The organism is Amycolatopsis keratiniphila subsp. keratiniphila, assembly GCF_001620365.2.
Taxonomy (GTDB): Bacteria; Actinomycetota; Actinomycetes; order Mycobacteriales; family Pseudonocardiaceae; genus Amycolatopsis; species Amycolatopsis keratiniphila.
Genome location: NZ_LQMT02000030.1, coordinates 160,464 through 186,293, shown reverse-complemented (window position 1 = coordinate 186,293; position 25,830 = coordinate 160,464). Strand labels below are relative to the sequence as shown.

Sequence of the window (25,830 nt, the reverse complement as noted above, 5' to 3'; positions counted from 1 at the left end):
CGGAAATCGCAGATCCGCGCTTCTTCGTTTTCCGGTTTCGTGGCCCGTGTGCCCTCCGGGGCGATCACTCCCTGTTGTTGGTCGGGGCGAGGGACGCGTACCGCTGTCCGTGGTGAAGGCCGGTTGCGTAGCGTGGTCGGTCCATTGTGGACAGGCGTAGTGCGTTGGGCCGAATGAGCGCATATCACTAGCCACAATGGACAGATGTGTTGACCACAGTGGACACAGGTTCCGAAAAGTGGGACCGTAGAGGACGTGTCCGAATTGAATGCAACAGCCGCCGCACTGCTCGGTCTTCTCCACGACGGTCCCGCCACGGGCGGGCAACTGGTCGCGGGGGCGGGTGAGCGTTTCGGCGCCTTCTTCAGCGTGACTCGCAGCCAGGTGTACCGGGAGCTCCCCGCCTTGTCGAAGGAGGGCCTCGTCCGCCTCGGCAAGCAGGGGCCGCGGTCGAGCCAGCAGTACCTCATCACCGCGGCGGGCAAGAAGGCGTTCAAGACGTGGCTGTCCTCCGAAGCCGGTCCTGACCACCTCCGCAGCCCGCTGATCCTCCGTCTCGTGCACGCCGGCTCGTTGACGGTGAAGCAGCGCTCGACCCTGCTCGAATCGGCCCGCGCGAGCTACACGCAGCAGCTCGACGAGGCCAAGGCCGCCACCAAGGCCGCCGACGGCCCGTACGCCAAGGCGGTCGCCGAGTTCGCTCAGGCGCAGGCCAAAGCGGCACTGAAACTGCTGGATTCCATCCCCCAGTCCTGACCCGGACAGGTGCCCACGACCGGTTCCCCGCAACCGGTCGTGGGTTTTGCCGTAACCTTGGCCGACGTGAGTGATGAGTTCGATGCGGCACTGAAGGACCTGGCCGGCAAGCTGACGCAGATCGAGTCGGTGATGGACCTGGATGCGCTGCGTGCCCAGGTGGCCGAGCTGGAGGAACAGGCATCCAGCCCGAACCTCTGGGACGACCCCGAAGCGGCGCAGAAGGTCACCAGCCAGTTGTCCCACCGGCAGAGTGAGCTGCGACGCATTTCCGAGCTGCGGCAGCGGCTCGACGACCTGGGCGTCCTCTATGAACTGGCCGAGGCCGAGGGCGACTCCGCCAGCGTGGCCGAGTCCGAGTCCGAGCTCACGGCGCTCACCAAGGACATCGACGGGCTCGAGGTCCGCACCCTGCTGTCGGGTGAATACGACCCGCGGAACGCCGTGGTCACCATCCGGTCCGAAGCGGGCGGTGTCGACGCCGCCGACTGGGCCGAGATGCTGCTCCGGATGTACCTGCGGTGGGCGGAGCGCCACAACTACCCGACGGACGTCTACGACATCTCCTACGCCGAGGAAGCGGGCATCAAGTCCGCCACCTTCAAGGTGAGCGCCCCGTACGTCTACGGCACGCTCTCGGTCGAGCAGGGCACGCACCGGCTGGTGCGCATCTCGCCGTTCGACAACCAGAGCCGCCGCCAGACCTCCTTCGCGCACGTCGAGGTGATGCCCGAGGTCGAGGAGGTCGACCACGTCGACATCCCCGAGAAGGACATCCGCGTCGACGTGTACCGCTCGTCCGGGCCCGGTGGCCAGAGCGTGAACACGACGGACTCGGCGGTGCGGATCACGCATATCCCGACCGGCGTGGTCGTTTCGTGTCAGAACGAAAAGTCGCAGCTGCAGAACAAGGCGGCCGCGATGAAGGTCCTCCAGGCGCGGCTGCTGCAGCGGAAGAAGGAAGAGGAGCGCGCCGAGATGGACGCGCTCAAGGACGGCGGCTCCAGCTGGGGCAACCAGATGCGCTCCTACGTGCTGCATCCGTACCAGATGGTCAAGGACCTGCGGACCGAGTTCGAGGTCGGCAACCCGTCGTCCGTGCTCGACGGCGAGATCGACGGCTTCCTGGAGGCGGGCATCCGCTGGCGCAAGCAGTCCGGAGCCGCGTAACAACCCTGCGTGAGAGAGCAAGGGACCTTTGCTACCACTTTCCGAAAGAGAGTGTTAGCAAAGGTCCCTTGCTCGCTTGGCCGCCGGTACCGGGCTACCCGGGCTTAACGACGGGCATGGGTAGTATGCCGAACCGTGATCCGGCTCGAAGAGGTTTCCAAGGTCTACAAGACCTCGACCCGTCCCGCCCTTGAGCGGGTGTCGGTCGAGATCGACAAAGGCGAGTTCGTCTTCCTGATCGGTCCCTCGGGATCCGGGAAGTCGACCTTCCTGCGTCTCCTGCTGCGCGAAGAGGTGCCGAGCAAGGGTCGCGTCATGGTCTCCAACTTCGACGTCGCCAAGCTCGCCCGGCGCCGCGTGCCGCGGCTGCGGCAGACCATCGGTTGCGTGTTCCAGGACTTCCGTCTGCTGTCGAACAAGACCGTCGCCGAAAACGTCGCCTTCGCGCTCGAAGTCATCGGCAAGCCGCGCCCCACGATCCGCAAGGTCGTGCCCGAGGTGCTCGAACTCGTCGGCCTCGACGGCAAGGCCGACCGTCTCCCCAACGAACTTTCCGGTGGTGAGCAGCAGCGCGTCGCGATCGCCCGCGCGTTCGTGAACCGCCCGCTCGTGCTGCTCGCCGACGAGCCGACCGGGAACCTGGACCCCGACACGAGCCAGGACATCATGTTGCTGCTGGAGCGGATCAACCGCACCGGCACGACGGTGCTGATGGCCACCCACGACCATTCGATCGTGGACTCGATGCGGCGAAGGGTCGTCGAGCTCCAGCTCGGCAAGGTCATCCGTGACGACGCCCGAGGCGTCTACGGCATCGGCCGCTGACCGGCCCCGCCCTCCTCCGTAACCCACGACTTCCAAGGGACATCAACCCCGATGCGCGCCAGTTTCGTCTTCAGCGAGGTAGTCACCGGCTTGCGCCGGAACGTCACGATGACCATCGCGATGATCCTCACCACCGCGGTCTCCCTCGCCATGCTCGGCTTCGGTCTGCTGGCCGTCGGCACGATCGACAAGATGAAGGCCAACTTCCTCGCCGACGTCGAGGTTTCGGTCTATCTGGTCAACGACATCAGCGCGGGTGACCCGAACTGCTCGCAGTCCGCCTGCCAGACGCTGCGTCAGGAGCTGCAGGGCAACGAAGGCGTCGAGTCGGTCGTCTTCGAGAACCGCGAGCAGTCCTACGAGCGGTTCAAGAAGATGTTCGAGAGCCAGCCGGAACTGCTCGCGCTCACCGGGCCGGAGGCGCTGCCCGCGTCGCTGCACGTCAAGCTGAAGAACCCCGAGCGCAGCCAGGCGATCATCCAGGAGTACACCGGCAAGCCCGGCGTCTCCAAGGTCGACGACCAGCAGAAGGCGCTGGACCGCGTGTTCAACGCGCTCAACGGGGTGCGGAACCTGGCCTTCGGGGCCGCGCTGATCATGGCCATCGCCGCGCTGCTGCTGATCGCCAACACGATCCAGGTGTCGGCGTTCACCCGGCGGACCGAGGTCGGCATCATGCGGCTGGTCGGCGCGACCCGCTGGTACACGCAGCTGCCGTTCCTCCTGGAGGCGGTGGTCGCCGGCCTGGTCGGTGCGATCATCGGTATCGTCTTCCTGATCCTCACCAAGGTGCTGTTGCTCGACTTGGTGCTCACCGGTGACGTGTTCCCCGCGGTCGGCATGCTCGAATTGCTGTTCCCGGTGGCGCCGATCCTGCTCGCCGTTTCGATCGTCATTTCGGCGATCACCGGCTACGTGACGCTGCGCCTGTACGTGCGCCACTAGCCGCCCCGATAACCACCTGCCCGAACACAGAAACTCACGTAGAGTCGCCGTCATGCCCAAGGAACGCGGACAAAAAGTGATCGTGTCGAACCGCAAGGCTCGCCACGATTACTCCATCCTCGACACCTACGAAGCCGGTCTCGTGCTCGTCGGTACCGAGGTGAAGAGCCTGCGTGAAGGACGGGCATCGCTGGCCGACGCGTTCGCCACGGTGGACGACGGCGAGGTTTGGCTCCGCAACGTCCACATCCCGGAGTACGTGCAGGGCACGTGGACGAACCACACGCCGCGGCGCACCCGGAAACTGCTCTTGCACCGCCAGGAGATCGAGAAGCTCATCGGCAAGACCAAGGAGAGCGGTCTTTCGCTGGTCCCGCTGTCGATGTACTTCAAGGACGGCAAGGTCAAGGTCGAGATCGCGCTGGCGAAGGGCAAGAAGTCCTACGACAAGCGGCAGGACATCGCCAAACGGGACGCGCAGCGCACCATCAGCCGGGCCATGGGCCGGGCGCTCAAGGGCCGGTACAACGATTGATCCACGGGCCCGCGTCGGACGCCGAGATCCCCGGTTGGATCTCGGCGCTCGGCATCGACGGGCTCGTGGACCTTCATCTGCACTTCCTGCCGAAGCCGGTCATGGACAAGGTGTGGGCCTATTTCGATCAGGCCGGGGAGCACTACGGCATGGCCTGGCCGGTGCATTACCGCACGTCTGAAGAAGAACGCGTCGAAACGCTGCGCTCGTTCGGCGTGCGCAGGTTCGCGCCGCTGGTCTATCCGCACAAGCCGGGGATGGCCGAATGGCTGACCTCGTGGGCGCTGGAGTTCGCGGAGCGCGTCCCGGAGGCGGTGCCGACCGGCACGTTCTACCCGGAGCCCGGCGCGCTGTCCGTTGTGGACGGTGCGCTGCGCGCGGGCGCCCGCTGTTTCAAGGCACACGTCCAGGTCGGCGCCTACGACCCGCGGGACGAGCTGCTGGACGGCGTCTGGGGTGCGCTGGCGGACGCGGGCGTCCCGGTGGTCGTCCACTGTGGACACGGTCCGTTGAGGGGCGCCTACACCGGGCTACGACTGTTCGAGGAGATCCTGATCCGGCATCCCAGCCTGACGCTGGTGCTCGCGCACGCCGGGATGCCGGAGATCGATTTCGCGTTCGAGCTGGCCAGGAAGTATCCGCGCGTGTACCTCGACACCACGATGGTCGGGGTGGAGTTCACGCTGCGGGGCAACCCGCTCCCGCCGGACTGGCAGGACCTGCTGGCGGAGTTCCCGGATCGCGTCGTGCTCGGCACCGATTTCCCCAATATCCCGTACTCGTACGCCACACAGCTGCAGGCGATCGCCGGCTGGGCCGCCGACGATCGCCTGGGTGAGCCGTTCCTGCGGGCGGTGCTGCACGACACCCCCGCGAAACTGCTCAGCGTTTGAGCTGGGCCACCTCGGTGACCGAGACGGCGCGGCCGAGCAGCCGCGTCCCCAGCTCCGAAACCTGGATCTGCTTGCCCGCCAGCAGGAATCCACCCGTCGCCAGCGCCACCCACGGCGCCGGGCCCTGCGCGAGACCATCGCTCAGCGGGGCGAAACCGTGTGCGGCGAGGCCGAGCAGGCCGCCGGCGATCGCCAGCCCGGCCACGACGAGCTGAGGCGTGTGGGCGGTCGACGCGGGGCCGGAACCCTGCGCTTCGAAGCGGGCGAACATCCGCAGCAGGCCGAGGAGCACGAGCCCGCAGGCACCGAGCCAGGCCGGGAGCATCGTCAGCCACAGCACGGAACCCGGTTCGGGGGTCTCGTAACCCAGGCCGTAGACCGCGACGCCGGAGACGACGATCAGCGCCGGCATGTGCCACAGGTAGACGCTCATGAACCGCGGGCCGATCCACTTCAGCGCGGCGTCGAGGTTCGGCCGGGCGGCCAGGGTGTTCAGCTGCGGTTTGAAGGCCAGCAGGAGCCCGATCTGGCCGATCGCGAGGAAGGCCAGCAGCACGGTCGGCGGGCTCATGTTCGACACCGGGGCACCCGGCATGCCGATCATGCTCGCCGGGTACGGGCCGAAGGCGACCATCAGCGCGGTGATGCCGAAGCCGGCAGCGGACATGCCCAGCGCGGCGTTGCGGCTCAACGATCCGAGACGTCCTTGCGTGTAGTGGAAACCGAGCTGGTGCACGGCCATCCAGACGAAGACGGCGTTCGCGAAACCGATCAGGCCGAGGTCGTTGAAGCGGGCGACGTCGACGAGCACGGCGGCGCCGAGCATCACGAGCGGGACCTTCAGGCCCCAGCGGCGATGTGCCGCGGCCAGCGTCGGGGTGAGCAGCACGGTGAGCACGTAGACGGCGAGGAACCACAGCAACTGCGCGGCGATCGCGCCGCCGACCTGCAGCGGCTGCTCCGGAACGCCCATGCCCCGCAGGATGTCCGGGACGAACAGCCAGACGGCCACCAGCGGCAGCACCGGGATCATCAGCCGCTTGAGGCGGGCCGCGAGCCAGGAACGGGAACTTTCCGCTCGGCTCAACGAGATCAGGTTCGCCGCGCCGCCGGCGAAGAAGACGAGCGGCATGACCTGGCTGAGCCACGTGACGACCCACCAGCCGGGCGTCGCGAGGGCGTTGCCGGTGGAGAGGTGACCGTCGGCGTAGGAGAGCACCGGCATTCCCCAGTGCTGGACGACGACCGCGAGGATCGCGACCGCTCGGACGATGTCCAGGAACCTGTCCCGGCCCTGTTCCCCGCTTGTGTGCATGGAAAAGAGCCTGGTACTTCGGGGCCGCGAAAACAGCGGTGCGGGCCGCCGTATCGATCTTCCTGTTTTCGCCGGAGAAAGGTGGAGTTTTCCCTACCCCACGCCGTCGGTCTCGGGCTCCGGGAGCGGGGCGGGGCACAGCCGGAACTCCCAGCGGTCGTCCTCGGCGCGGCCGAGCTCGTACCGGGTTTCGATCTTGGGGCCGTCGTGCAGATGGACGTGTTTGACGACGGTTCCCACGATCGGCTCCGTGTCACCGAGTTCCTGGACGCGGCCGTCGAGGGGCCCGCCGAAGAAGCGGACGCTGCGGGAGGGCCGGTCGGTCATGGGTCCTCCTCGGTTCGGCTCGTTCCCCACCAACAGTCTGCCCATGTTAGGTGAGTGACGGCTTCGCCACCAAGAGCTACTTCAGCGTCCTAAGTAAGTGAGGACCGCGCGGACCCGGCGGTGTTCGACCGAGCTCGCTTCGAGGCCGAGCTTCGAGAAGATGTTGCCGATGTGCTTCTCGACCGCGCCGTGCGAGACGACGAGCGAGTTCGCGATCGCGGTGTTCGACAGGCCCTGTGCCATCAGGCCCAGCACCTCGGACTCGCGGGCGGTGAGCGCGTCGAGCGGGTTCTTGCGGCCGCGGGCCATCAGCTGCGCGATGACGTCCGGGTCGATGGCCGTGCCGCCGCCGGCGACCCGCTTGACCGCGTCGAGGAAGTCCCCGACGTCGGCGACGCGTTCCTTGAGCAGGTAACCCACTCCGCCCGCGCCGCCGGACAGCAGCTCGACGGCGTAGCTCTCTTCGACGTACTGGGAGAGCACGAGAACCGGAAGACCGGGAACGGCCTCACGGGCGCCCAGCGCCGCGCGCAGGCCCTCGTCGGTGAAAGTGGGCGGCATGCGGACGTCGACGATCGCGAGGTCCGGCCGGTGCTCCTTGACCGCGCTCAGCAGATCGTCGCCGTTGTCCACGGCGGCGACCGTCTCGATGTCCTCGTCGGCGAGCAGTCGGATCACCCCCGCGCGCAACAGAACCGCGTCTTCGGCGATGACAACCCGCATGCTGCCCCCAGCGTCGTGAGTGAATGGCAGAGCCTATTCACTCACGAGCGGGTCACCATTGGCACGGCAGGTCCGCGCGAATCACCGTCGGGCCGCCGGGCGGGCTGACGACGGTGATCACGCCGTCGATCGTGGCCGCGCGGTCGGCGAGCCCGGCGAGGCCGCCACCTGGCCGGACTTCGGCGCCGCCGTGCCCGTTGTCGGTGATCTCGACGATGACCATCGACTCGGTGCGCCACACCTTCACGCCCGCTTCGGTCGCACCCGAATGCTTCGCGATGTTGGTCAGCGTCTCGCCGACGATGAAGTACGCCGTCGTCTCGACCGCGGCAGGCGGTCGCGGCTCGACGTCCACCTCGACGTCGACATGGATCGGCGATTTCGCGGCTTGTGCGGACAACGCGGCGTCGAGGCCGCGGTCGCCCAGCACGGCCGGGTAGATCCCGCGGGCGAGATCGCGCAGTTCCGACACCGCGAGCTTGGCGTCGAGATGTGCTTCGTCGATCAGCTCGCGTACGGCGTTCGGGTCCTGGTCGAACTTCGACTTCGCGCGGCCGAGGCTCATCGCGACGGCGACCAGCCGCTGCTGGGCACCGTCGTGCAGGTCGCGCTCGATGCGGCGGCGTTCGGCCTCGGCGGCGTCGACACCGCGAGCCCGCGACGCCTGCAGGCGCTCGGCCTTCTGCTCCAGCTTCGCGGCGCGGTTCGGGCCGAGCAGCGAGTACGCCAGGTTGCCGTGCAGCCACCCGACCCACGGGGTCACCCAGATCGCCATCGGCAGGAGCACGATCGACGCGATCGCGATCGGCAGCTCCAGGCAGGCCAGCGGGAACGCCGCCATCAGGTAGGCGAGGTCGCGCCACGTCGTCGCGTCGGTCAGCCGGGTCAGCCAGCGCTTGACCAGCGGAAGCCCTTCGAGGGGGAGGCGCTCGACCGGCTCCAGCGGGGTTTCGAGCATCGTCCGCGCCCAGCCCCGCTCCCGGTCGGCGGACCAGCGGATGAAGCTGGTCGTGGCCATCAGGATCGGGAAGCCGATCCACACCACCGCGGTGGCGATGCCGACCGCCAGTCCGACGACGATGAGGACGAACTGGAGCAGCCGGAACACGAAGCTGACGATCATGTAGGCGATCGTTCGCATCGGCCGCGGCCGCGGGATCCCCACCTGCTGTACCTGCTGGTCGATCGTCATCCGTGAACCTCGCCCCAAGAATCTTCCAGACGGCGACGCTGGGCGTAGGTCGGCCCGAGCAACGCCGTCGCCAGCCGGGCATGCGTCCCGGCCAGCGCCTTCGTCAACGCTACCGAGAGAGCGATGCAGAGCACTCCGAGCGCAGCCCAAGGCAGCGCCGAGACCGTCGAATCGACGGTGAACCACGCGTTCTCCCAGGTCGGGAAGCGGTACTCGCCTCCGGGCAGGAAGCGGTAGTAGATCGGCAGCCCGGCGAGGCCGAGGCTGGTCGACCAGAAGACCGTGACCAGGACGAACTCGATGATCCCGAGCGGGAAGAGCAAGAAGAAGTAGCCGAGGTCGCGCCAGGTCGAGCCGTCCTTCAGCCGCGCCTTCCAGCGCACGGACTGGCCGGCGGCGGGCAACGGGAGGTACGGCAGGTCGATGTAGCGGTCGAGCAGCGCGTACACCCTGGCGCGCTCCATCCGGGCCGCGCCGCGGACCGTCAGGATCACCAGCGCGAGGATGGGCAGCCCGATCCAGACGACCACCGTGCCGACGCCCGCCGAGATGAAGGCCGTCAGGAGCGCGAAGGCCAGGACGCCCATCGGCAGGTTCATCAGCAGGTAGGCCAGCGAGCCGCCGAACGACGGATCGGACCTGCTCAGCTCCCGCTCGGCCGCCAGCGAACTCATGGTCGTGCTCCTCTCCTGTTCGAGGAGTCAAGCATCGCGCCAGGGGCCGTCCGCTGACATGGTGCGCGCGGGCATCTCCCAGGTAGGGCTAGCCCCACCTGCGGGATTAACCCGGTTGCCGAGCGCGTTATGATGTACAGGTTGTGTCCCACCAAGGGGGTGAACGGTTTCGACTTTGGTCGTTGAATCAGGAGAAGCGTGCCGGTGCAGGCGAGAGACCACCGTAAGCGTCATCGCAAACCAATAAGCGCCGAGCCTAAGAGCCAGCGCGAGTTCGCTCTTGCTGCCTAAGCAGTAGAGCAACTCTGTCGGTCCGGGGTCGCCTCCGACCCGGTCACCGGCATCAGCTAGGAGGCTTACCGTCACACTCGGCTACGGGGTGTGATTGGGAAACAAACAGTGGCTGGGCTCGTCACTTCAGCTTGTTCGCGTGACTGAAGGGGCCAAGTAGAGACATAGCGGACTGCGCACGGAGAAGCCCTGATGATGCGCCAGAGGACCCGGGTTCAATTCCCGGCACCTCCACCGCCCGAATGGCGAGTGCTCGTGATCGAGCGCTCGCCATTCGTCGTTTCGACGGCGGTGCGGGTTGCGCCGAAGGTCCGCGCGTGTTCAAAATATGCGTATGTTCAATTTGAATGAACATGATGATTCGCTGTACGCCGAGATGCGCTCCCGGCTCCAGGAGCTGGGCTTCCGTGTCGAAGTACTCGCCGACGCGCTGGTGAAGCTCACAACGCGATCCGGTGCCGCCCGGACCTACGGTGTCGAGTTCAAGCGACGGATGACCGCGGAACTGGCCACAGCGGTCCATTTCCCGCCGTCCCCTCCGCCGCTGCTGTTCACCACCTACCTCAGCGAACCGGTTGCCGAGCGGCTGCGAGCCAGGGGTGTCGACTACGTGGACGCCGCGGGCAACGCCCACCTCTCGTGGGACGACGTCCTGATCGATGTCCGAGGCCGCCGCAAGCCCGCCGTTCCGGCCGGGCGAGTCTCGTCGCGAGGTGCGGGAGCATTCGGCAGGGCAGGCCTTCAGGTCCTGTTCGTCCTGCTCAGCTGGCCGGAGACGGCCGCCTTTCCGTACCGTCGATTGGCCGAGATGAGCGGTGTTTCGCTCGGTACGGTCAAGACGGTCATCGATGAACTCACCCGTGCCGGCTACCTGTACGAACGAGGGAACGAGCGACGGCTGGCCCGTGGAACCGAGTTGCTCGACCGGTGGTCGGAGGCTTACTCGATCACCTTGGACACATCGTTGGCTCTCGGCGACTTCGTGGCGGCCGACCTGTCGTGGTGGCGTGACGCGGAAGACGACCTGCTTTCCTCCGGGGTCCAGGTGGGCGGAGAAGCCGGGGCGAGCCTCATCGATCCGCGTCTGCGGCCCGCCTCGCTCACCCTCTATGCCGGCGAGCTACCGGCGCGGCTGATCGGCCGGTATCGCTTGGCGCGAGCGGATAACGGCGGCAACGTACACATCAGGCGCCGGTTCTGGCAGGCGCCCGGGCCGGAGTCGTGGATCGTGCCTTCGCCGCTGATCTACGCTGACCTGCTGGCCTCGGGCGATCCGCGCCAGCGCGAGCATGGCGACCGGATTCGGAGCGATGATGATCGACTTGAGCGCATCGACCGAACCTGATCTCCGGCTCGCCGCGAGAGTGCTGACTCGGGTGGATGACGTCGCCAATGCCGTCGGGGTCGAGTACCTCGTGGTCGGGGCGACCGCGCGCACGATCTTGTCGATCGGATTGGTCGGCGGCCCGCCCGAGCGGGCCACCCAGGATATCGACATCGCCGCCGCGATGGGCACCTGGGACGATTTCGAAGAATTCGTGAGCCGGCTGGAACGACATGGCCGGAGCGCGCATTCGTTTCTGGTGGAGGGCATCGAGGTCGACGTGCTGCCTTACGGCGGTATCGAGGATGACGACCGGACCATCCTCTGGCCCGACGACCACCGCATGAACGTCCGCGGATTGCGCGAAGCCGTGGCATCGGCCGAGTCGGTGATCCTGCCCGGCGGGCTCGTCATCAAGGTTCCCGCGGTACCGGCGTTGGCTCTGCTCAAGCTCTTGACCTGGTGGGATCGGCGCGCCACGACCACGCACGACGCCATCGACCTCGGGACGATGATCGGCTGGTACTCGTCGGGACCGTATTGGGATCGGCTCTACGACGAGGAACTCGAAGTGCTCGAACGGCACGGCTTCGACCCTGCGCTCGCGGGGGCCTGGCTGCTGGGATCACACATGCCGGAACTGTTGGATTCCGACGGTGTCGCGGTACTCCTCGGCATCGTCGGCGATGACGACGTGCTGGGCCGGTTGGGCAGCGACGTTCGCCTCACGCGTGGGCCGGTCCTCGTCGGTGCGCTCGCCGAGGGCATCAGGGAGGCGTCTTCGTGCGCCCGATCGGGCGGGCTCGAATCGTGAGAATCTCATAGCCTCGAAGTCATGCGCCTTCATGTGCATCAGTGGGGTTCCGGGCCGCGTGTCGTTCTCGTGCACGGTGTGCTGCTCGGCGGCCGCGAGGCGTGGCGGGCGCAGCGCCCGCTGACCGAGCGGTGGACGTTGCTCGCGCCGGACTGCCTCGGGCACGGGAAATCGCCGGACGGCGTACAGGATTTCGAGGTCGACTCGGAATTGATCGCTGAGCAGGTGCTCGACGAGCCCGCGCATCTGGTCGGGCTGTCCTATGGCGCGATCGTCGCGATGCTGGCCGCCGCGCGGCGGCCGGAGATGGTCCGGACGCTCACCGTGGTCGAACCGCCCGCGGCCGGGGTCGTCCGAGGGGACCAGGTCGTCGACGCGTGGGATGCCGAATTGCGGCGATTTCTCGACGGGCCGCTCGACGATCCTCGCGAGGTGTTCAAGGTGTTCTTCCCGCTCGCCGGGGTGCCGCTGCCCATCCCGGATCCCGTGCCGGAAACGTTGCGGCGCGGCGCCCGTGCGCTGGTCGGGATGCGGCCGCCGGGTGACGCGGAACTGCCACTCGATGTGCTGGCCGAGGCGGGCTTCCCGATGCTCGCGGTCACCGGCGGCCATCGGCCGGAGTACGGGATCATCGCCGACGCGATCGCGGACCGGACCGGCGCTCGACGCGAAATCGTGCGCGGGATGGGGCATTTGGTGCCTGACACCGGGGCACCGTTCAACGAGCTTTTGGAAGAATTTCTGAATCACAGAGGGTAGCTGATTTCATCTCGATTCACCCGCAATGGCGATCTTGTTCCGGTGGGGTGTCATGCTGTGTGTCCGACCATGGCCCTCTTTCGAAACGACCCCGTGTCGCCGGAGGGCCGGAAGAAGGTGGCAGATGACCTGGGCCAGGCATTCCAGTCGTCCCGACCCCGCTGAAGACCAGAGCCGGATGGCCGGTGTGCGTGCGGAGGAAGAAGTCCGCCTCACGCTGCAGAACGGCAGAGCCGCCCGAACCGTCGCAGGGCACGCCTCGGATGCCATCGACTGCGCGGAACTGCTGGCGATGCTCGGACTCGAGGGAGTGCAGAAGAAGCACGCTCAGCGCACCTGACCCCCGATCCGGGTGGTCAATTCGGCCGCGGTCAGACGGACCTCTTCGGCGAGATCGGGCCAAGTCTCCTCGCACCCTTCGCCCCCTGGGCACAGGTGGCGGAGGGTCACGCTGATCGCGGCCATCGGCCGGCCGCCGTGGTCGAAGACCGGGCACGCCACCGAGGCGAATCCCTCGGTGACGTGACCGTCTTCGACCGCCCAGCCGAGCCTGCCTTCCGCGTTCAGTGTGCGGCGGAGTTCGGCGAGGGTGCGCGGGCCGCGGCCGGTGCGCAGGACGAACGCCGACGCGGCCGGGAAGAGCGCGCGCACGTGCGGCGAGGGCAGATGCCGGAGGATCGCCCTGCCCGAGGCGGTGAGCTGGCCCGGTAGCCGGACACCGACCTCGGTCACCAGGGTTTCCGGCCGGGCGGGTCGCTCTTTGACCAGATAGAGCGACTCGTTGCCGTGGAGCACGCCGAGATGCGCGGTGTGGCCGACCCGGTCGGCGAGTTTGCGCAGCAGTGGGAGCGCGAGCCGTTCCAGTGGGTCGTGCCGCAGGTAGGCCGAGCCGAGCTCGAACGCGGCGATGCCGAGGCCGTACCGGCGCTCGGCCGGCAGGTGTGTCACGAAACCGGCGGCTTCCAGTTCGGCGAGCAGGTGATACGTCGTCGAACGCGGGAGGCCGAGTTCGCGCGCGATCGCGGCCGCCGACACCGGGCCGGGCCTCGCGGCCAGGGCGCGGAGGATCCCGAGGCCGCGTCGGAGGGCTGGTACTTCGCTGCTCTCGCCCATGTCCGGACCTCCTTTTTCGCTCGGCGGGGGAGCAAGGGACCTTTGCTACCACTTCTCTTGATGTCGAGAAAAGTGGTAGCAAAGGTCCCTTGCTCCCACCGCGCGTGTCTTGGATACCAGACACAACCACCGGTTGGCGCCGCCCACCAGCGGGCATGGCGTTGTCCAATGGGGCTATGCCGGAAACCGTACTTCTGGGGTCCGAACCGCTTCGGCCCGAACAGGTCGTCGCGGTCGCCCGTGACCACTCGCCCGTCGCGGTCAGCGAAGCGGCCGAGAAGAACCTCGCCGCGACGCGTCAGCACATCGACGACCTCGCGCACGCCGAGACGCCGACGTACGGCGTTTCGACGGGCTTCGGGGCGCTCGCCACGAGGCACATCCCGCTCGAAAGCCGCACCGCGCTCCAGCGGTCGCTGATCCGATCGCACGCGGCCGGCGCGGGCCCGGTCGTGGAGACCGAGGTCGTCCGCGCGCTGATGTTGCTGCGTCTCCGCACCCTCGCCAGCGGGTACACCGGCATCCGCCCGCAGACCGCGCAAGCGCTTGCGGCCATGCTCAACGCCGGGATCACGCCGCTCGTGCACGAGTACGGCAGCCTCGGTTGCTCCGGTGACCTCGCGCCTCTGGCCGCCGTCGCGCTCGCGCTGATGGGGGAGGGCGAAGTCGAGTACAACGGCGAAGTCGTCCAGGCCGCCGTAGCGCTGAAGCACGCGGGGATCGAGCCTGTCGTTCTCGCGGAGAAGGAGGGCCTCGCCCTCACCAACGGGACCGACGGCATGCTCGGCATGCTCCTGCTGGCCGCCGCCGACCTGCGCAAGCTGCTCGACACCGCCGACATCACCGCGGCGATGAGCGTCGAAGCGCTCCTCGGCACCGATCGCGCCTTCGCGGCCGACCTCCAGGCGCTGCGTCCGCACCCCGGGCAAGCAAGAAGTGCGCTCCGCATGTGGACGGCACTGCAGGATTCGAAGATCGTCGAGAGCCACCGCGGCCCGGACTGCAACCGCGTCCAGGACGCGTACTCGCTCCGCTGCGCGCCCCAGGTGCACGGCGGCGCACGCGACAGTCTCACGCATGCCGAACTCGTCGCCGGGCGTGAGCTCCAGTCCGCGGTCGACAACCCGGTCGTGTTGTCCGACGGCCGCGTCGAGTCCAACGGCAACTTCCACGGCGCCCCGGTCGCGTACGTGCTCGACTTCCTCGCCATCCCGCTCGCGGACGTCGCGAGCATCGCCGAGCGCCGCACGGACCGCATGCTCGACAAGGCCCGTTCGCACGGTCTGCCGCCGTTCCTCGCGTTCGACCCCGGCGTCGATTCCGGCCACATGATCGCCCAGTACACGCAGGCGGCCGTGGTCAGCGAGCTCAAGCGGCTCGCGGTGCCGGCGTCGGTCGACTCGATCCCGAGCAGCGCCATGCAGGAGGACCACGTCTCCATGGGCTGGTCCGCCGCGCGCAAGCTGCGCAAGGCCGTCGAGGGCCTCAACACCGTCCTCGCCATCGAACTGCTCACCGCCGCGCGCGCCCTCGACATGCGCGCGCCCCTGGCCCCGTCGCCGGTCACCGGCCGGGTCCGGGATCTCGTCCGCACCAAGGTCGAGGGCCCCGGCCCCGACCGTCATCTGGCGCCGGAGATCGCCGCCGCCGAAGAACTCGTCGCGTCGGGTGCCGTCCTCGCCGCGGCCAAATTGGAGGTCTGAGCCCATGACCCACACGGTCCGTGCCGCCCGAGGCACCACGCTCACCGCGAAGAACTGGCAGACCGAAGCCGCGCTGCGGATGTTCCACAACAACCTCGACCCCGAGGTCGCCGAGCGCCCCGAGGACCTGGTGGTCTACGGCGGCACCGGCAAGGCCGCCCGCAACTGGGCCAGCTTCGACGCGATCACCCGCGAACTGACCGCTTTGGAGCAGGACGAGACGCTGCTCGTCCAGTCCGGCAAGCCGGTCGGCGTGTTCCGCACGCACGAGTGGGCGCCGCGCGTGCTCATCGCGAACTCCAACCTCGTCGGCGACTGGGCGACGTGGCCGGAGTTCCGCCGCCTGGAGGCGCAGGGCCTGACCATGTACGGCCAGATGACCGCGGGGTCCTGGATCTACATCGGCACCCAGGGAATCCTCCAGGGCACGTACGAGACCTTCGCCGCCGTCGCGAAGAAGCGGTTCGGCGGCAGCCTCAAGGGCACGCTCACCGTCACCGCCGGTCTCGGCGGCATGGGCGGCGCGCAGCCGCTCGCGGTCACGATGAACGACGGTGTCGCGCTCGTCATCGAGTGCGACCCACAGCGCGCCCACCGCCGCGTCGAGACCCGCTACCTCGACGAGGTCGCCGACGACCTCGACGACGCGATCCGCCGGGTGGAGGCCGCGAAGAAGGAGAAGCGCGCGCTGTCCGTCGGCGTGGTGGGCAACGCCGCCGAGGTGCTGCCCGAGCTGCTGCGCCGCGGTGTCGAGGTCGACATCGTCACCGACCAGACCTCCGCGCACGACCCGCTTTCCTACCTGCCCAAGGGAATCGGCGTCGACGAGTGGCAGGACTACGCGGACAAGAAGCCCGACGAGTTCACCGAACGCGCCCGCGAGTCGATGGCGGAGCACGTCGAGGCGATGCTCGGCTTCCTCGACAAGGGCGCCGAGGTCTTCGACTACGGCAACTCCCTGCGTGGCGAGGCGAAACTCGGCGGCTGCGAGCGCGCGTTCGACTTCCCGGGATTCGTGCCCGCCTACATCCGCCCCCTGTTCTGCGAGGGCAACGGCCCGTTCCGCTGGGCGGCGCTCTCCGGCGACCCCGAGGACATCGCGGCGACCGACCGCGCGATGCTGGAACTGTTCCCGGAGAACGAATCCCTCGCGCGCTGGATCCGGCTCGCCGGGGAACGCGTCGCCTTTCAGGGCCTTCCGTCGCGGATCTGCTGGCTCGGCTACGGCGAGCGGCACCTCGCGGGCCTGCGGTTCAACGAGATGGTCGCCAGCGGTGAGCTGAAGGCGCCGGTCGTCATCGGCCGTGACCACCTCGACTCGGGCAGCGTCGCGTCGCCGTACCGCGAGACCGAGGGGATGGCGGACGGCTCCGACGCGATCGCCGACTGGCCTCTGCTGAACGCGCTGGTCAACACGTCGTCGGGCGCCAGCTGGGTGTCGATCCACCACGGCGGCGGCGTCGGTATGGGCCGTTCCATCCACGCGGGCCAGGTCAGCGTGGCCGACGGAACCCTGCTGGCGGCGCAGAAACTCGAGCGTGTGCTCACCAACGACCCGGGCATGGGCGTCATCCGGCACGTCGACGCGGGTTACGACCGCGCCGCCGACGTCGCCGGCGAGCGCGGTGTGCGCGTGCCGATGCGGGACGCCGAGTGACCGCGTCCTCGCTGCTGGAGGAGATCTCGGACGTCGGCCGCGACCCGAAGCGCGGCGGATACTCCCGTCACGCCTTCGACGCGGCCGAAACCGAGCTGCGCGCGTGGTTCGTCGAGCGCGCCGGGCGGCTGGGGCTGGGCGTCGAGACCGACCGCAACGGCAACATCTGGGCCTGGTGGGGCACCCCCGGCCCGGACGCGGTCGTCACCGGGAGCCATCTCGACTCGGTGCCCGGCGGTGGCGCGTTCGACGGCCCGCTCGGCGTCGCGAGCGCGCTCGACGCGGTGGAGATCCTGCAGGCGAAGGGATTCCGCCCGGCCAAGCCGTTCGCCGTGGTGGTGTTCGCGGAGGAGGAAGGTGGCCGATTCGGCGTGCCATGCCTCGGCTCGCGCCTGCTGACCGGGACGATCGACGCGGACAAGGCGCGCGGCCTGCGCGACCCGGACGGCGTCACGTTCGCCGAAGCGGCGGCGAAATCCGGCCTCGATCCCGAGCGGGTCGGCCGGGACTCGGAGCGGCTCGGGCTCATTGGGCGGTTCCTGGAACTGCACGTCGAGCAGGGGCGCGGGCTGATCGACCTCGGCTCGCCGGTCGCCGTCGGCAACACGGTGATCGCGCACGGCCGATGGCGTTTCTCCTTCCAGGGGCAGGGAAATCACGCCGGTGCGACGCTGATCGGCGATCGTCGCGACCCGATGATCCCGGCGGCGGAGACCGTGCTCGCCGTACGGAAACTGGCGAAGGCGACCGCCGACGCGAGGGCGACCGTCGGCAGGCTCGTGCCGGTGCCCGGCGGGACCAACGTCATCGCGTCCACTGTGGACCTTTGGCTGGACGCGCGAGTACCGGGCACGGCCACGCCCGAACTGGTCGCGGAGATCGCGAAGCTGGCCGAAGAGGCGGCAGGGCAGGAGGGTTGCCGCGTCGAGGTCACCAGGGAGTCGTACTCCGACGACGTGATCTTCGACGACGCGCTGCGCCGAGACCTGGGCACCTGGCTGGGCGGGCCGCCGGAACTGCCGACCGGCGCCGGGCACGACGCGGCGATCCTCGCCGGGTTCGTCCCGTCCGGAATGCTCTACGTGCGTAACCCCACCGGGATCAGCCATTCCCCGGAGGAGTTCTCCGAAGCGGAGGACGTCGACCACGGTGCTCGCGCGCTCGCGGACGTCCTGGAGAAACTGTCGACATGACGACATATTGGTGTGAACGTGCCTGGCTGCCGGACGGGATCGCCGATGCCGTCCGGATCGAGGTCGACGGCGGCAAGATCGTTTCCGTGACGGCGGACGCGCCTCGTGCGGGCACTGTCCTGAGTGGACTGACCTTGCCGGGCTTCGCGAACGGGCACTCGCACGCGTTCCACCGTGCGCTGCGCGGGCGGACGCACCACGACCGCGGGACCTTCTGGACGTGGCGCGAGCGGATGTACTCGCTCGCGTCCCGGCTGGATCCGGACTCGTATTACCGCCTGGCGCGCGGGGTCTACGCGGAGATGGTGCTGGCGGGGTACACGAGTGTCGGCGAGTTCCACTACCTGCACCACGCGCCGGGCGGAAAGCCGTACGCCGAGCCGAACGCGATGGGCGGGGCGCTGCGGCAGGCGGCCAAGGACGCCGGGATCCGGCTGACGTTGCTCGACACGTGCTACCTCGCGGGCGGGATCGGCGTCGAGCCCGACGAGGTGCAGCGGCGGTTTTCCGACGGGACGGCCACCAGGTGGGCGCAACGAGCCGGCGAATTGCGGGAGGACGAGACGTTCCGGGTGGGCGGGGCGATCCATTCGGTGCGAGCCGTTCCCGAGGATCAACTGTCCGAAGTGGCCGGTGGGATCGGGCCGCTGCACATCCACCTTTCGGAACAACGTGCCGAGAACGAGCAATGTGTGGCGGCTTATGGCCGGACGCCAACGGAGTTGCTTCATGACCGCGGCGTGCTCGGCGAGCGGCTCACCGCGGTGCACGCGACGCATCTGACGCCGGGCGATATCAAATGGCTCGGTGCGGCGGGGAGCCGGGCTTGCTTCTGCCCGACGACCGAACGGGATCTCGGTGACGGCATCGGCCCCGCGCGGACGCTGCTGGACGCGGGGGTTCGGTTGTCGATCGGCAGCGACAGCAACGCGGTCGTCGACGCGTTCGAGGAGACCAGGGCGCTGGAACTGAACGAGCGGCTCGCCAGCGAGAAACGCGGCCGGTTCACCGCCGAGGAACTGCTCGCGGCCGCGACGGATCACGGCGCGGTCGGCTGGGACGAGGTCGGCGCGCTGGCTCCGGGCGCGGGCGCGGACCTGGTCACGGTCGGGCTCGGATCGGTGCGGACCGCGGGGATCGAGCCGTCCGGGGTGGTCTTCGCCGCTTCCGGCGCGGACGTGCGGGACGTCGTCGTCTCCGGACGTGAGATCGTCCGCGACGGCACGCATCAGCTGATCGACCGGCCGGAAACGGTCTTGGCCAAGGAGATCGAGGCATTGTGGCAGTCCTGATCACGGGAATCGGCGAGCTCACCACGAACGACGCCGAACTGGGCAAGCTCCGCGACGCGGCCGTCGCCATCGATGGCGAAGCGATCGCGTGGGTCGGTGCCGCCGCGGCCGCGCCCGACGCGGACGAGCGGGTCGACGTCGAGGGGCGCGCGGTGCTACCCGGCTGGGTGGACAGCCACACGCACCTCGTTTTCGCCGGGGACCGGACGGCCGAGTTCGAGGCGCGGATGGCCGGGAAGGCGTACAGCGCCGGGGGGATCGCGGTCACCGTCGACGCGACGCGGTCGGCTTCCGACGAGCAGCTGGCGGCGAATCTGCGGCGTCACGTCGACGAGGCGGCGAGGCAGGGCACGACCTGCCTGGAGACGAAGACCGGGTACGGGCTCAACGTCGAGGACGAGGCTCGTTCGGCGCGGATCGCCGCCGAGGTGGCCGACGAGGTCACGTTCCTCGGCGCACATCTGGTGCCGCCGGGCGCGGACGCGGAGTCCTATGTGGACCTGGTGTGCGGGGACATGCTCGACGCCGCGGCGCCACTCGTGCGGTGGGCCGACGTGTTCTGCGAGACCGGCGCGTTCGACGAGGCTCAATCCGGGCGGGTGCTGAAGGCGGCGCGGGAGCGTGGGCTCGGGCTGCGGGTGCACGGGAACCAGCTGGGGGAGGGGCCGGGCGTGCGGCTCGCTGTCGAGCTGGGGGCGGCGAGTGTCGACCACTGCACGTACCTGAGCGAAGCGGACGTTGAGGCTCTCGCTGCTTCGGAGACTGTCGCGACCCTGCTTCCGGCGTGCGATCTCTCGACGCGGCAGCCGCTGGCGCCGGCGCGGCGGCTTCTCGACGCGGGGGCGACTGTGGCGCTGGCCAGCAACGCGAATCCGGGCAGCTCGTACACGACGTCGATGGCGTTCTGCGTGACGACCGCGGTGCTGCAGATGCGGATGACGATCGACGAGGCGGTGTGGTCGGCGACGGCGGGCGGCGCTCGAGCCCTGCGGCGCGACGATGTGGGCTACGTGCGGCCGGGGGCGCGGGCCGATCTTCACGTGTTGGAGGCGCCTTCGACGACGCACCTCGCGTACCGGCCGGGGGTGCCGCTTACTTCGTCGGTGTGGCGTCGGGGGAAGCGGTTGTGAGAGCGTGTTCGAACTTGCGGTTCGGCCCGAGGATCCAGACCTTCTTGGGATCGAGGTAGACGATCAGGTCGACCAGGGCGTTGTAGACGGTGGTGAGCCGTGCGGCCCCCTCCTCGGGGTGCTCCAGGACTTTGGTGGTTTCTTCGAGTAGCGGTTCGAACCAGCCGGCGAATTCGGCGTCGTCCCGGTACCTGCGACGGAACTGCACATAGCCGAGGCAGCGAGGACGGTCCGGGCTGTCCGGATCGATCATCAATTCGCCGATCGCCTGCTGCTCGCCGCCGAGCAGCAGGAACACCCGCGTGTCGCTTGGCTCGATGTGACCGGAAAGCGCCCCTTTGACTTCGCCGAGACGGCGCATCAGCCGCCGGTTCCGGCGACGGCTGCCCAGATCGAGAAAATGGGCCTCCTGCTGCAGGATCTGCACCCAGCCGAGATAGGCGGCAAGCCGGTAAAGGCTGTCATAGCGGTTGTATTCGTCTTGGCGTTCGCTGCCCGGCGCCGCCTGATGGACTTCTTCGCCGGACAGCAGGCGGATCGCGTTTCGCAGCCGCGCTGCCAGCGACGCCGCCGACTGCAGCAGCGGATCCCGGTACCGGCTGACCAGGTCCCGGCGTAACTGCTCGCGGTCTGAGCGGCGACGGCGCGCCTCGAACACCCCGCCGAGCACCGCCGTCAGCACCGCGCCGGACACCGAGACCACCGCGGAGATCACCGAAACGTTGTTCACGTCGAATCACCTCGGCGTGGAGCGTACTGAGAAGCGCGCTACCGGAGGGTCTCTTCGACGCGGATACGCAGCTCTGGCGGGAGATCGCCGAGCAGGTGCGACCACTGCTCGACCCGCTTCTCGCTCAGGTGCGTGAGCAGGTCGAGCACCGGCGCCCACAGGTCCTCGTCGGCGGCCGCGACCTGAAGGAGACCGCGGAAGCGGGCCTCGGGGAGCAGCCCGAGGACGTGATCGATCCGGCTTTTGTCGTCGAGGACGAACGCGATCCGGATCAGTGCCTCGTCGCCGATGACGGCCAGCGCCCGGCGCACGGTCGGATCGGGCAGGTGGCCGACGAACCGGCCGACGGTGATCCAGTCCTCGCGGCGCACCAGCTCACCGGCCACCTCGACGACGGTGTCGAGCGGGATCCGCGCGATGATCGCGCTCGCCCGGCGCGGGTCCAGTTCGGCGGCGACGTCGGCCAGGAAGGGCGTCCTCAGCCGCTTCGCGACGTCGACGCCACGGGAGACGTCCACCAATCCGGCGATCCGCGCGCACAGAAGCGGGCCGAAGACCTTCTCGGCGATCTTCGCGAGGATCGGGCTCGGGACGAGTTTGCTGGCCATCGCCATCCGCTCCAGTGCGGCGAGGTTGGCGTCGAACAGCGTGTCCGTGACCTGCTCGCGGAACGCCTGGAGCTCGGCGGCGTCGACGTTCTCCAGGTAGGAGAGCCGCTCCGGGGAGGTGCCCAGGACACGCGCGAGCTTGAGGATCTCCGCCTGCGAAGCGAAGTTTTCGGTGGTCACAGGCCCACCACCTTGCGAACGGCGCCGCGCAGAAGCGCGGGTACGTACTTCAAGCCCTCTTCGCCCGCTTCGGCCAACGCCTTGGCCTGGCGGTGGCGCGCGTCGCGCAGCGCGTCGGAGAGGTCTTGTTTCTCGTGGTCTGCCAGCGCTTCGATGCCTGCCGGGACAGGACCGCCTAGCTGACCGGTGAGTGTGCGCTCGGCCATGGTCGATCATCATGCCTCATCGGGCCCGGGAAGCAGGGGACCTTTACTTTCGTCCATGGCGGACCGCTCGTCACGGCTTGTAGCGTCCTGTCGTGTGATGGACGGAGAGGAGCCCGTGCGGCGCGGGCGGCGGCTGGTCATGGACGTCGCTTTGTGGCTCGGCCTCTGCGGCTGGGTGGTCATCGACGCCGGGTCCAGCACGAAGCATTGGGAACTGCTCTTCGGGCTCGCCGCGACCACCGCGGCGATCGCGGCGGCGCGCCGGTATCCGCTCGTCTCGCTCGCCATCGCGATGGTGGCCGGCTTCGTGGTGATGGGGAGCTTCGGCGGTCGGGTACCGATCTGGGAGGGCTTCGTCCTCGTCGCCGTGGGTTACCTCGCCGGCTATCGGCAACCGGTCGCGAAACCGATGCTGCGCCTTTTCGCCGTTGTTTCCGTGATCGCGGTCCCTGTCGCGCTGCTGTGGAGCAAGGACGGCTTCGCGGCCTGGGGCGCGTTGCTCGGTGTCCTGGTCTTCGCGGGGGTGACGCCCTGGCTGCTGGGCAGGTACGTCCGCCAGCGCGAGGACATGGCGCGCGACGGCTGGCGGCGCGCCGAGGAGATGGAGAGCCGTCAGCGGCTCGTCGCCGACCGCGCGCGGCTGCGCGAGCGCACCCGGATCGCCAGCGACATGCACGATTCGCTGGGCCACGAGCTGAGCCTGATCGCGGTGCGCGCGGCGGCGCTGGAGGTCGCGGGCGGACTCGACGAACCGCAGCGGCAGGCCGCGGGCGAGCTGCGGCAGAGCGCCGCGACGGCGACCGAACGGCTGCGCGAGATCATCGGCGTCCTGCGCGAGGACGATGCGCCGACCGAGCCGGTGCACGAGAGCATCGACGAACTGCTCGACCGGACGAGGGCTTCGGGCGTGCTGATCGAGTCCTCTGTGGACGAACCGGTCGACGGTGAGCCGCCGATGGTCGACCGTGCCGCGTATCGCGTGGTCCAGGAATCGGTCACGAACGTGGTGAAACACGCGCCGGGTGCCGCGGTGACGGTCCGGGTCGTGCGATCCGAGGGGCGGACGGACGTCGTGGTCACCAACGCCGCGCCGCCCGCGGGCCCGCTCCCGGGCCGGACGTCGGGCAAACGCGGGCTGATCGGCCTGCGCGAACGGGTCCGCCTGGTCGGCGGGACCCTGCGGGCAGGGCCTCGTGACGGCGGATTCGAGGTCAGCGCGACCTTGCCGCACGACGCTGCGCCGTCGGAGGAATCACCGGAGAGCCAGGCGGCGATGGACGCCGAGGTGGGGCAGTCGACGTCGGCGAGGGAACTGGAACGGGCCCGCCGGGACGTCCGGCGCAGCCTGATCCAGGCGATCGTCGTGCCGATCGGGCTTTTCGGCTTGGTGGTCGGCATCAGCGGGACCGTGTTCCTCGTCCAGTGGTACCGCTCGGAACTCGCCGTCGGCGACTACGACCGCATCCGGATCGGCCAGACGCGCGCGGAGATCGCCTCCCTGCTGCCGGCGGGGCAACGGATCGCGCGACCGCGTGCGGTGGAGCCGCCGGTGCCCGCGGGGGCGGCATGCGAGTACTACGGCACCGAGCGCAACGTGTTCAACTTGAACTACGAGGCCTACAGGCTGTGCTTCGCCGACGGGAGAGTCGTCGCGAAGGACGTGATCACGGAAGACGAGAAAAGGGGGGACCCGGATGATCCGGGTGGTGCTGGCCGATGACGAGGCGATGATCCGCGCCGGGGTGTCGGCCATCCTGGCCGCGGACGCCGGGATCGAGGTGGTCGCGGAGGCCGAGGACGGGCGCGCCGCCGTCGAGCAGACCCGCGCGACCAGGCCGGACGTCGTACTCCTCGACATCCGGATGCCGGTGATGGACGGTCTCAAGGCGGCCGAAGAGATCCGGCGGCTGCTGCCCGACGTCGGCGTGATCATGCTGACGACGTTCGGCGAGGACGCCTACATCGAACGCGCACTCGGCCTGGGCGCGAGCGGTTTCCTGCTCAAATCCGGCGATCCCCGCGAACTGCTCGGCGGCATCCACGCGGTCGCGGGCGGGGCGGCGTTCCTTTCGCCGAAGGTCGCGCAGCGGGTCATCGCCCGCTTCTCCGGCAACCAGGTGTCCCGCGCCGAAGAGGCGAAGGTACTGATCGGGAAACTCACCCCGCGTGAACAGGAAGTGCTGGCGTTGCTGGGTTCCGGACTGTCCAATGCGGACATCGCCGCGAAACTTTTCGTCGTCGAGGGCACGGTGAAGGCCTACGTGAGCACCATCCTCAACCGGCTCGGTGCGCGGAACCGGGTGCAGGCGGCGATCACCGCGTACGAGGCGGGGCTGGTCGGCGGGGGACGGGAGGAGTCCAGCCGCTGACGCCGGCGCCGATGCGGGCGGTGAGCGCGCCGGGGAGCAGCCGGAACACGCCGTTGCGGACGGCCACGGCGAGCGGATTGCGCAACTGCGGTCCGACCTTTCCCGCCTGGACCGAGGCTTTCACGACGCCTTGGCTGCGGGGGCGGCGCTGCTCGTCGTAACCCTTCAGTGCCGCGTCGACGTCTTCGGTGGTGCTGAGCTCGGCGGCGAGGACGACGGCGTCTTCGATCGCCTGGCAGCCGCCCTGGCCGAGGAACGGCGGCATCGCGTGGGCCGCGTCGCCGAGCAGCGCGACGCGGCCTTTCACGTATGCGGGCAGGGGAGTGCCGAGCAGGTCGAGATCGTGGTGGAGCAGCGTCTCGGGCACGGTCGCCTCGATGAGTTCGGGGATGGGGTCGTGCCAGCCGCCGAAGCGGTCTCGCAGATACGACTTCGGGTCTTCGTGGCGGACGCCCGGTTCGGCGACGTAGCTCGCCCACCAGTAGACGCTGTCGTCGTGCAACGGGATGACGCCGATCTCGGCGCCGTCGTCCCAGCTCGTGCTGAGCTTTGTGGGGTGCGGGAGGGTGGTCACCGCGCGGAACGCCGTGCTGCCGCTGTAGACCGGTTCGGGATGGCGCGGCCAAAGTGCTTTGCGGGCCATGCTGTGGATCCCGTCCGCGGCGACGATGACGTCGGCGTCGAGGTCGTCGAGGCGGGTGACCTCGACGCCGGTGCGGACGCAACCGTCGGGAAGGGCGTCGTGGAGCGCTCCGATGAGATCCGCGCGGTGGATGGCGGCGAGCGGGCGGCCGTGATGACGGCGGAACGCCTCGGCATCCCATCGGGTGATGCGGCGGCCCTCGCGGTCGTGGAGCCCGCCGGACGATTGTTCCCGCAGCTTGCCGAGGTGGACGCCCAGCGTCTCGAGTGAACGCAGGGCGTTCGGCCACAGGGAGATACCCGCGCCGACCGCGGTGAGTTCCGGTGCTCGTTCGAGGACGGTGACCTCCCAGCCGATGCCGTTCAGCCCGATGGCGGCGCTCAGTCCGCCGATTCCCCCGCCGATCACGATCGCTTTGCGCATGTCGACCTCCTCTACATTTGTAGAGTACTACTACACTTGT

Annotated in this window: 27 protein-coding genes and 1 other RNA gene; 18 read left to right on the top strand and 10 right to left on the bottom strand. The window is 68.9% G+C overall.

Annotated features, from left to right (window positions below; genetic code table 11):
* Positions 1-255 precede the first annotated feature (255 nt).
* The 6 genes from AVR91_RS29195 to AVR91_RS29170 all read left to right on the top strand — a co-directional run bounded on the left by AVR91_RS29195 (position 256) and on the right by AVR91_RS29170 (position 5,124).
* Complete coding sequence (locus AVR91_RS29195) at positions 256-756, top strand: PadR family transcriptional regulator (protein ID WP_039920095.1); 501 nt, start codon at positions 256-258, stop codon at positions 754-756.
* A gap of 66 nt (positions 757-822) precedes the next feature.
* On the top strand, positions 823-1,926 hold the full coding sequence (gene prfB / locus AVR91_RS29190) for a peptide chain release factor 2 (RefSeq protein ID WP_037345950.1): 1,104 nt from the start codon (positions 823-825) through the stop codon (positions 1,924-1,926).
* A 135-nt stretch (positions 1,927-2,061) separates the two neighbouring features.
* Positions 2,062-2,751: a cell division ATP-binding protein FtsE gene (gene ftsE, locus AVR91_RS29185; RefSeq protein WP_005168409.1), complete on the top strand. Its 690-nt coding sequence runs from the start codon at positions 2,062-2,064 to the stop codon at positions 2,749-2,751.
* 51 nt (positions 2,752-2,802) lie between these two features.
* The gene (ftsX, locus tag AVR91_RS29180; protein ID WP_063275743.1) at positions 2,803-3,696 is read left to right on the top strand and encodes a permease-like cell division protein FtsX; all 894 of its coding nucleotides are present in this window, start codon (positions 2,803-2,805) and stop codon (positions 3,694-3,696) included.
* 52 nt (positions 3,697-3,748) lie between these two features.
* Positions 3,749-4,231, top strand: coding sequence for an SsrA-binding protein SmpB (smpB, locus tag AVR91_RS29175; protein WP_043847924.1), 483 nt, complete (start codon positions 3,749-3,751; stop codon positions 4,229-4,231).
* A complete protein-coding gene (locus AVR91_RS29170; protein WP_063275742.1) occupies positions 4,228-5,124 on the top strand; it encodes an amidohydrolase family protein in 897 nt (298 codons plus the stop codon). The genes smpB and AVR91_RS29170 overlap by 4 nt, the downstream gene beginning before the upstream one ends.
* Here AVR91_RS29170 and AVR91_RS29165 read toward each other — a convergent pair.
* The 5 genes from AVR91_RS29165 to AVR91_RS29145 all read right to left on the bottom strand — a co-directional run bounded on the left by AVR91_RS29165 (position 5,114) and on the right by AVR91_RS29145 (position 9,355).
* Positions 5,114-6,439: an acyltransferase family protein gene (locus tag AVR91_RS29165; protein WP_063275741.1), complete on the bottom strand. Its 1,326-nt coding sequence runs from the start codon at positions 6,437-6,439 to the stop codon at positions 5,114-5,116. The two genes, AVR91_RS29170 and AVR91_RS29165, sit on opposite strands and share 11 nt — an antisense overlap.
* Before the next feature lie 93 nt (positions 6,440-6,532).
* On the bottom strand, positions 6,533-6,766 hold the full coding sequence (locus AVR91_RS29160; RefSeq protein WP_063275740.1) for a hypothetical protein: 234 nt from the start codon (positions 6,764-6,766) through the stop codon (positions 6,533-6,535).
* Between the two features lie 81 nt (positions 6,767-6,847).
* Positions 6,848-7,489 carry a response regulator transcription factor gene (locus AVR91_RS29155; RefSeq protein WP_063275739.1) on the bottom strand — a complete coding sequence of 214 codons (642 nt, stop codon included), beginning with the start codon at positions 7,487-7,489 and terminating at the stop codon, positions 6,848-6,850.
* A gap of 52 nt (positions 7,490-7,541) precedes the next feature.
* On the bottom strand, positions 7,542-8,681 hold the full coding sequence (locus tag AVR91_RS29150; protein WP_063275738.1) for a sensor histidine kinase: 1,140 nt from the start codon (positions 8,679-8,681) through the stop codon (positions 7,542-7,544).
* Positions 8,678-9,355: a sensor domain-containing protein gene (locus tag AVR91_RS29145; RefSeq protein ID WP_063275737.1), complete on the bottom strand. Its 678-nt coding sequence runs from the start codon at positions 9,353-9,355 to the stop codon at positions 8,678-8,680. The genes AVR91_RS29150 and AVR91_RS29145 overlap by 4 nt, the downstream gene beginning before the upstream one ends.
* A 155-nt stretch (positions 9,356-9,510) precedes the next feature.
* Between AVR91_RS29145 and ssrA the strand changes: the two genes are divergently transcribed.
* The 5 genes from ssrA (at position 9,511) to AVR91_RS42920 (ending at position 12,883) form a co-directional block, all read left to right on the top strand.
* Positions 9,511-9,883, top strand: a transfer-messenger RNA (tmRNA) gene (ssrA, locus tag AVR91_RS29140).
* A gap of 61 nt (positions 9,884-9,944) precedes the next feature.
* Positions 9,945-10,991, top strand: a complete 1,047-nt coding sequence (locus AVR91_RS29135; protein ID WP_143254140.1) for a type IV toxin-antitoxin system AbiEi family antitoxin — start codon at positions 9,945-9,947, stop codon at positions 10,989-10,991.
* Entirely contained in the window at positions 10,969-11,784 is an 816-nt protein-coding gene (locus tag AVR91_RS29130; protein WP_158077417.1) for a nucleotidyl transferase AbiEii/AbiGii toxin family protein, read from the top strand. The genes AVR91_RS29135 and AVR91_RS29130 overlap by 23 nt, the downstream gene beginning before the upstream one ends.
* 21 nt (positions 11,785-11,805) lie before the next feature.
* Entirely contained in the window at positions 11,806-12,543 is a 738-nt protein-coding gene (locus tag AVR91_RS29125; RefSeq protein WP_063823184.1) for an alpha/beta fold hydrolase, read from the top strand.
* Between the two features lie 124 nt (positions 12,544-12,667).
* Positions 12,668-12,883 (top strand): hypothetical protein, encoded by a 216-nt coding sequence (locus AVR91_RS42920; protein ID WP_037345970.1) that lies wholly within the window; start codon positions 12,668-12,670, stop codon positions 12,881-12,883.
* On the opposite strand, the gene AVR91_RS29120 is transcribed toward AVR91_RS42920, so the two are convergent.
* A complete protein-coding gene (locus AVR91_RS29120) occupies positions 12,871-13,656 on the bottom strand; it encodes an IclR family transcriptional regulator (protein WP_063275734.1) in 786 nt (261 codons plus the stop codon). The genes AVR91_RS42920 and AVR91_RS29120 overlap by 13 nt on opposite strands.
* Before the next feature lie 176 nt (positions 13,657-13,832).
* Between AVR91_RS29120 and hutH the strand changes: the two genes are divergently transcribed.
* Genes hutH through hutI form a run of 5 tightly spaced genes read left to right on the top strand, consistent with a single transcriptional unit; the run spans position 13,833 to position 20,631 of the window.
* Positions 13,833-15,359, top strand: a complete 1,527-nt coding sequence (gene hutH / locus AVR91_RS29115; protein WP_063275733.1) for a histidine ammonia-lyase — start codon at positions 13,833-13,835, stop codon at positions 15,357-15,359.
* Positions 15,360-15,363: 4 nt separating this feature from the next.
* Positions 15,364-17,016: a urocanate hydratase gene (hutU, locus tag AVR91_RS29110; RefSeq protein WP_063275732.1), complete on the top strand. Its 1,653-nt coding sequence runs from the start codon at positions 15,364-15,366 to the stop codon at positions 17,014-17,016.
* Entirely contained in the window at positions 17,013-18,209 is a 1,197-nt protein-coding gene (locus AVR91_RS29105) for an allantoate amidohydrolase (protein ID WP_063275731.1), read from the top strand. Before hutU ends, AVR91_RS29105 begins: the two co-directional genes overlap by 4 nt.
* A complete protein-coding gene (locus tag AVR91_RS29100) occupies positions 18,206-19,501 on the top strand; it encodes a formimidoylglutamate deiminase (RefSeq protein ID WP_063275730.1) in 1,296 nt (431 codons plus the stop codon). The genes AVR91_RS29105 and AVR91_RS29100 overlap by 4 nt, the downstream gene beginning before the upstream one ends.
* Positions 19,489-20,631, top strand: coding sequence for an imidazolonepropionase (gene hutI / locus AVR91_RS29095; protein ID WP_063275729.1), 1,143 nt, complete (start codon positions 19,489-19,491; stop codon positions 20,629-20,631). The genes AVR91_RS29100 and hutI overlap by 13 nt, the downstream gene beginning before the upstream one ends.
* Here the strand turns inward: hutI and AVR91_RS29090 are convergent.
* Genes AVR91_RS29090 through AVR91_RS29080 form a run of 3 tightly spaced genes read right to left on the bottom strand, consistent with a single transcriptional unit; the run spans position 20,594 to position 22,355 of the window.
* Entirely contained in the window at positions 20,594-21,361 is a 768-nt protein-coding gene (locus AVR91_RS29090; protein WP_063275728.1) for a hypothetical protein, read from the bottom strand. The two genes, hutI and AVR91_RS29090, sit on opposite strands and share 38 nt — an antisense overlap.
* A gap of 38 nt (positions 21,362-21,399) precedes the next feature.
* Entirely contained in the window at positions 21,400-22,149 is a 750-nt protein-coding gene (locus AVR91_RS29085) for a hypothetical protein (protein WP_063275727.1), read from the bottom strand.
* Positions 22,146-22,355 (bottom strand): hypothetical protein, encoded by a 210-nt coding sequence (locus AVR91_RS29080; protein WP_016331662.1) that lies wholly within the window; start codon positions 22,353-22,355, stop codon positions 22,146-22,148. Before AVR91_RS29080 ends, AVR91_RS29085 begins: the two co-directional genes overlap by 4 nt.
* Positions 22,356-22,452: 97 nt before the next feature.
* Between AVR91_RS29080 and AVR91_RS29075 the strand changes: the two genes are divergently transcribed.
* Together AVR91_RS29075 and AVR91_RS29070 are read left to right on the top strand one after the other, a co-directional pair.
* Positions 22,453-24,075: a histidine kinase gene (locus AVR91_RS29075; RefSeq protein WP_228709384.1), complete on the top strand. Its 1,623-nt coding sequence runs from the start codon at positions 22,453-22,455 to the stop codon at positions 24,073-24,075.
* The gene (locus AVR91_RS29070; protein WP_063275726.1) at positions 24,050-24,724 is read left to right on the top strand and encodes a response regulator transcription factor; all 675 of its coding nucleotides are present in this window, start codon (positions 24,050-24,052) and stop codon (positions 24,722-24,724) included. Before AVR91_RS29075 ends, AVR91_RS29070 begins: the two co-directional genes overlap by 26 nt.
* Here the strand turns inward: AVR91_RS29070 and AVR91_RS29065 are convergent.
* Entirely contained in the window at positions 24,669-25,790 is a 1,122-nt protein-coding gene (locus AVR91_RS29065; protein ID WP_063275725.1) for an FAD-dependent monooxygenase, read from the bottom strand. The genes AVR91_RS29070 and AVR91_RS29065 overlap by 56 nt on opposite strands.
* Positions 25,791-25,830 lie beyond the last annotated feature (40 nt).

What these genes read in the sequence shown, in the direction of transcription:
- ftsX (WP_063275743.1), top strand. Translation starts at nt 2,803, where the DNA reads ATGCGCGCCAGTTTCGTCTTCAGCGAGGTAGTCACCGGCTTGCGCCGG.
- smpB (WP_043847924.1), top strand. Translation starts at nt 3,749, where the DNA reads ATGCCCAAGGAACGCGGACAAAAAGTGATCGTGTCGAACCGCAAGGCT.
- AVR91_RS29165 (WP_063275741.1), bottom strand. Translation starts at nt 6,439, where the DNA reads ATGCACACAAGCGGGGAACAGGGCCGGGACAGGTTCCTGGACATCGTC.
- AVR91_RS29160 (WP_063275740.1), bottom strand. Translation starts at nt 6,766, where the DNA reads ATGACCGACCGGCCCTCCCGCAGCGTCCGCTTCTTCGGCGGGCCCCTC.
- AVR91_RS29155 (WP_063275739.1), bottom strand. Translation starts at nt 7,489, where the DNA reads ATGCGGGTTGTCATCGCCGAAGACGCGGTTCTGTTGCGCGCGGGGGTG.
- AVR91_RS29150 (WP_063275738.1), bottom strand. Translation starts at nt 8,681, where the DNA reads ATGACGATCGACCAGCAGGTACAGCAGGTGGGGATCCCGCGGCCGCGG.
- AVR91_RS29145 (WP_063275737.1), bottom strand. Translation starts at nt 9,355, where the DNA reads ATGAGTTCGCTGGCGGCCGAGCGGGAGCTGAGCAGGTCCGATCCGTCG.
- AVR91_RS29125 (WP_063823184.1), top strand. Translation starts at nt 11,806, where the DNA reads ATGCGCCTTCATGTGCATCAGTGGGGTTCCGGGCCGCGTGTCGTTCTC.
- AVR91_RS42920 (WP_037345970.1), top strand. Translation starts at nt 12,668, where the DNA reads ATGACCTGGGCCAGGCATTCCAGTCGTCCCGACCCCGCTGAAGACCAG.
- AVR91_RS29120 (WP_063275734.1), bottom strand. Translation starts at nt 13,656, where the DNA reads ATGGGCGAGAGCAGCGAAGTACCAGCCCTCCGACGCGGCCTCGGGATC.
- hutH (WP_063275733.1), top strand. Translation starts at nt 13,833, where the DNA reads ATGCCGGAAACCGTACTTCTGGGGTCCGAACCGCTTCGGCCCGAACAG.
- hutU (WP_063275732.1), top strand. Translation starts at nt 15,364, where the DNA reads ATGACCCACACGGTCCGTGCCGCCCGAGGCACCACGCTCACCGCGAAG.
- AVR91_RS29100 (WP_063275730.1), top strand. Translation starts at nt 18,206, where the DNA reads ATGACGACATATTGGTGTGAACGTGCCTGGCTGCCGGACGGGATCGCC.
- AVR91_RS29080 (WP_016331662.1), bottom strand. Translation starts at nt 22,355, where the DNA reads ATGGCCGAGCGCACACTCACCGGTCAGCTAGGCGGTCCTGTCCCGGCA.
- AVR91_RS29075 (WP_228709384.1), top strand. Translation starts at nt 22,453, where the DNA reads ATGGACGGAGAGGAGCCCGTGCGGCGCGGGCGGCGGCTGGTCATGGAC.
- AVR91_RS29070 (WP_063275726.1), top strand. Translation starts at nt 24,050, where the DNA reads ATGATCCGGGTGGTGCTGGCCGATGACGAGGCGATGATCCGCGCCGGG.
- AVR91_RS29065 (WP_063275725.1), bottom strand. Translation starts at nt 25,790, where the DNA reads ATGCGCAAAGCGATCGTGATCGGCGGGGGAATCGGCGGACTGAGCGCC.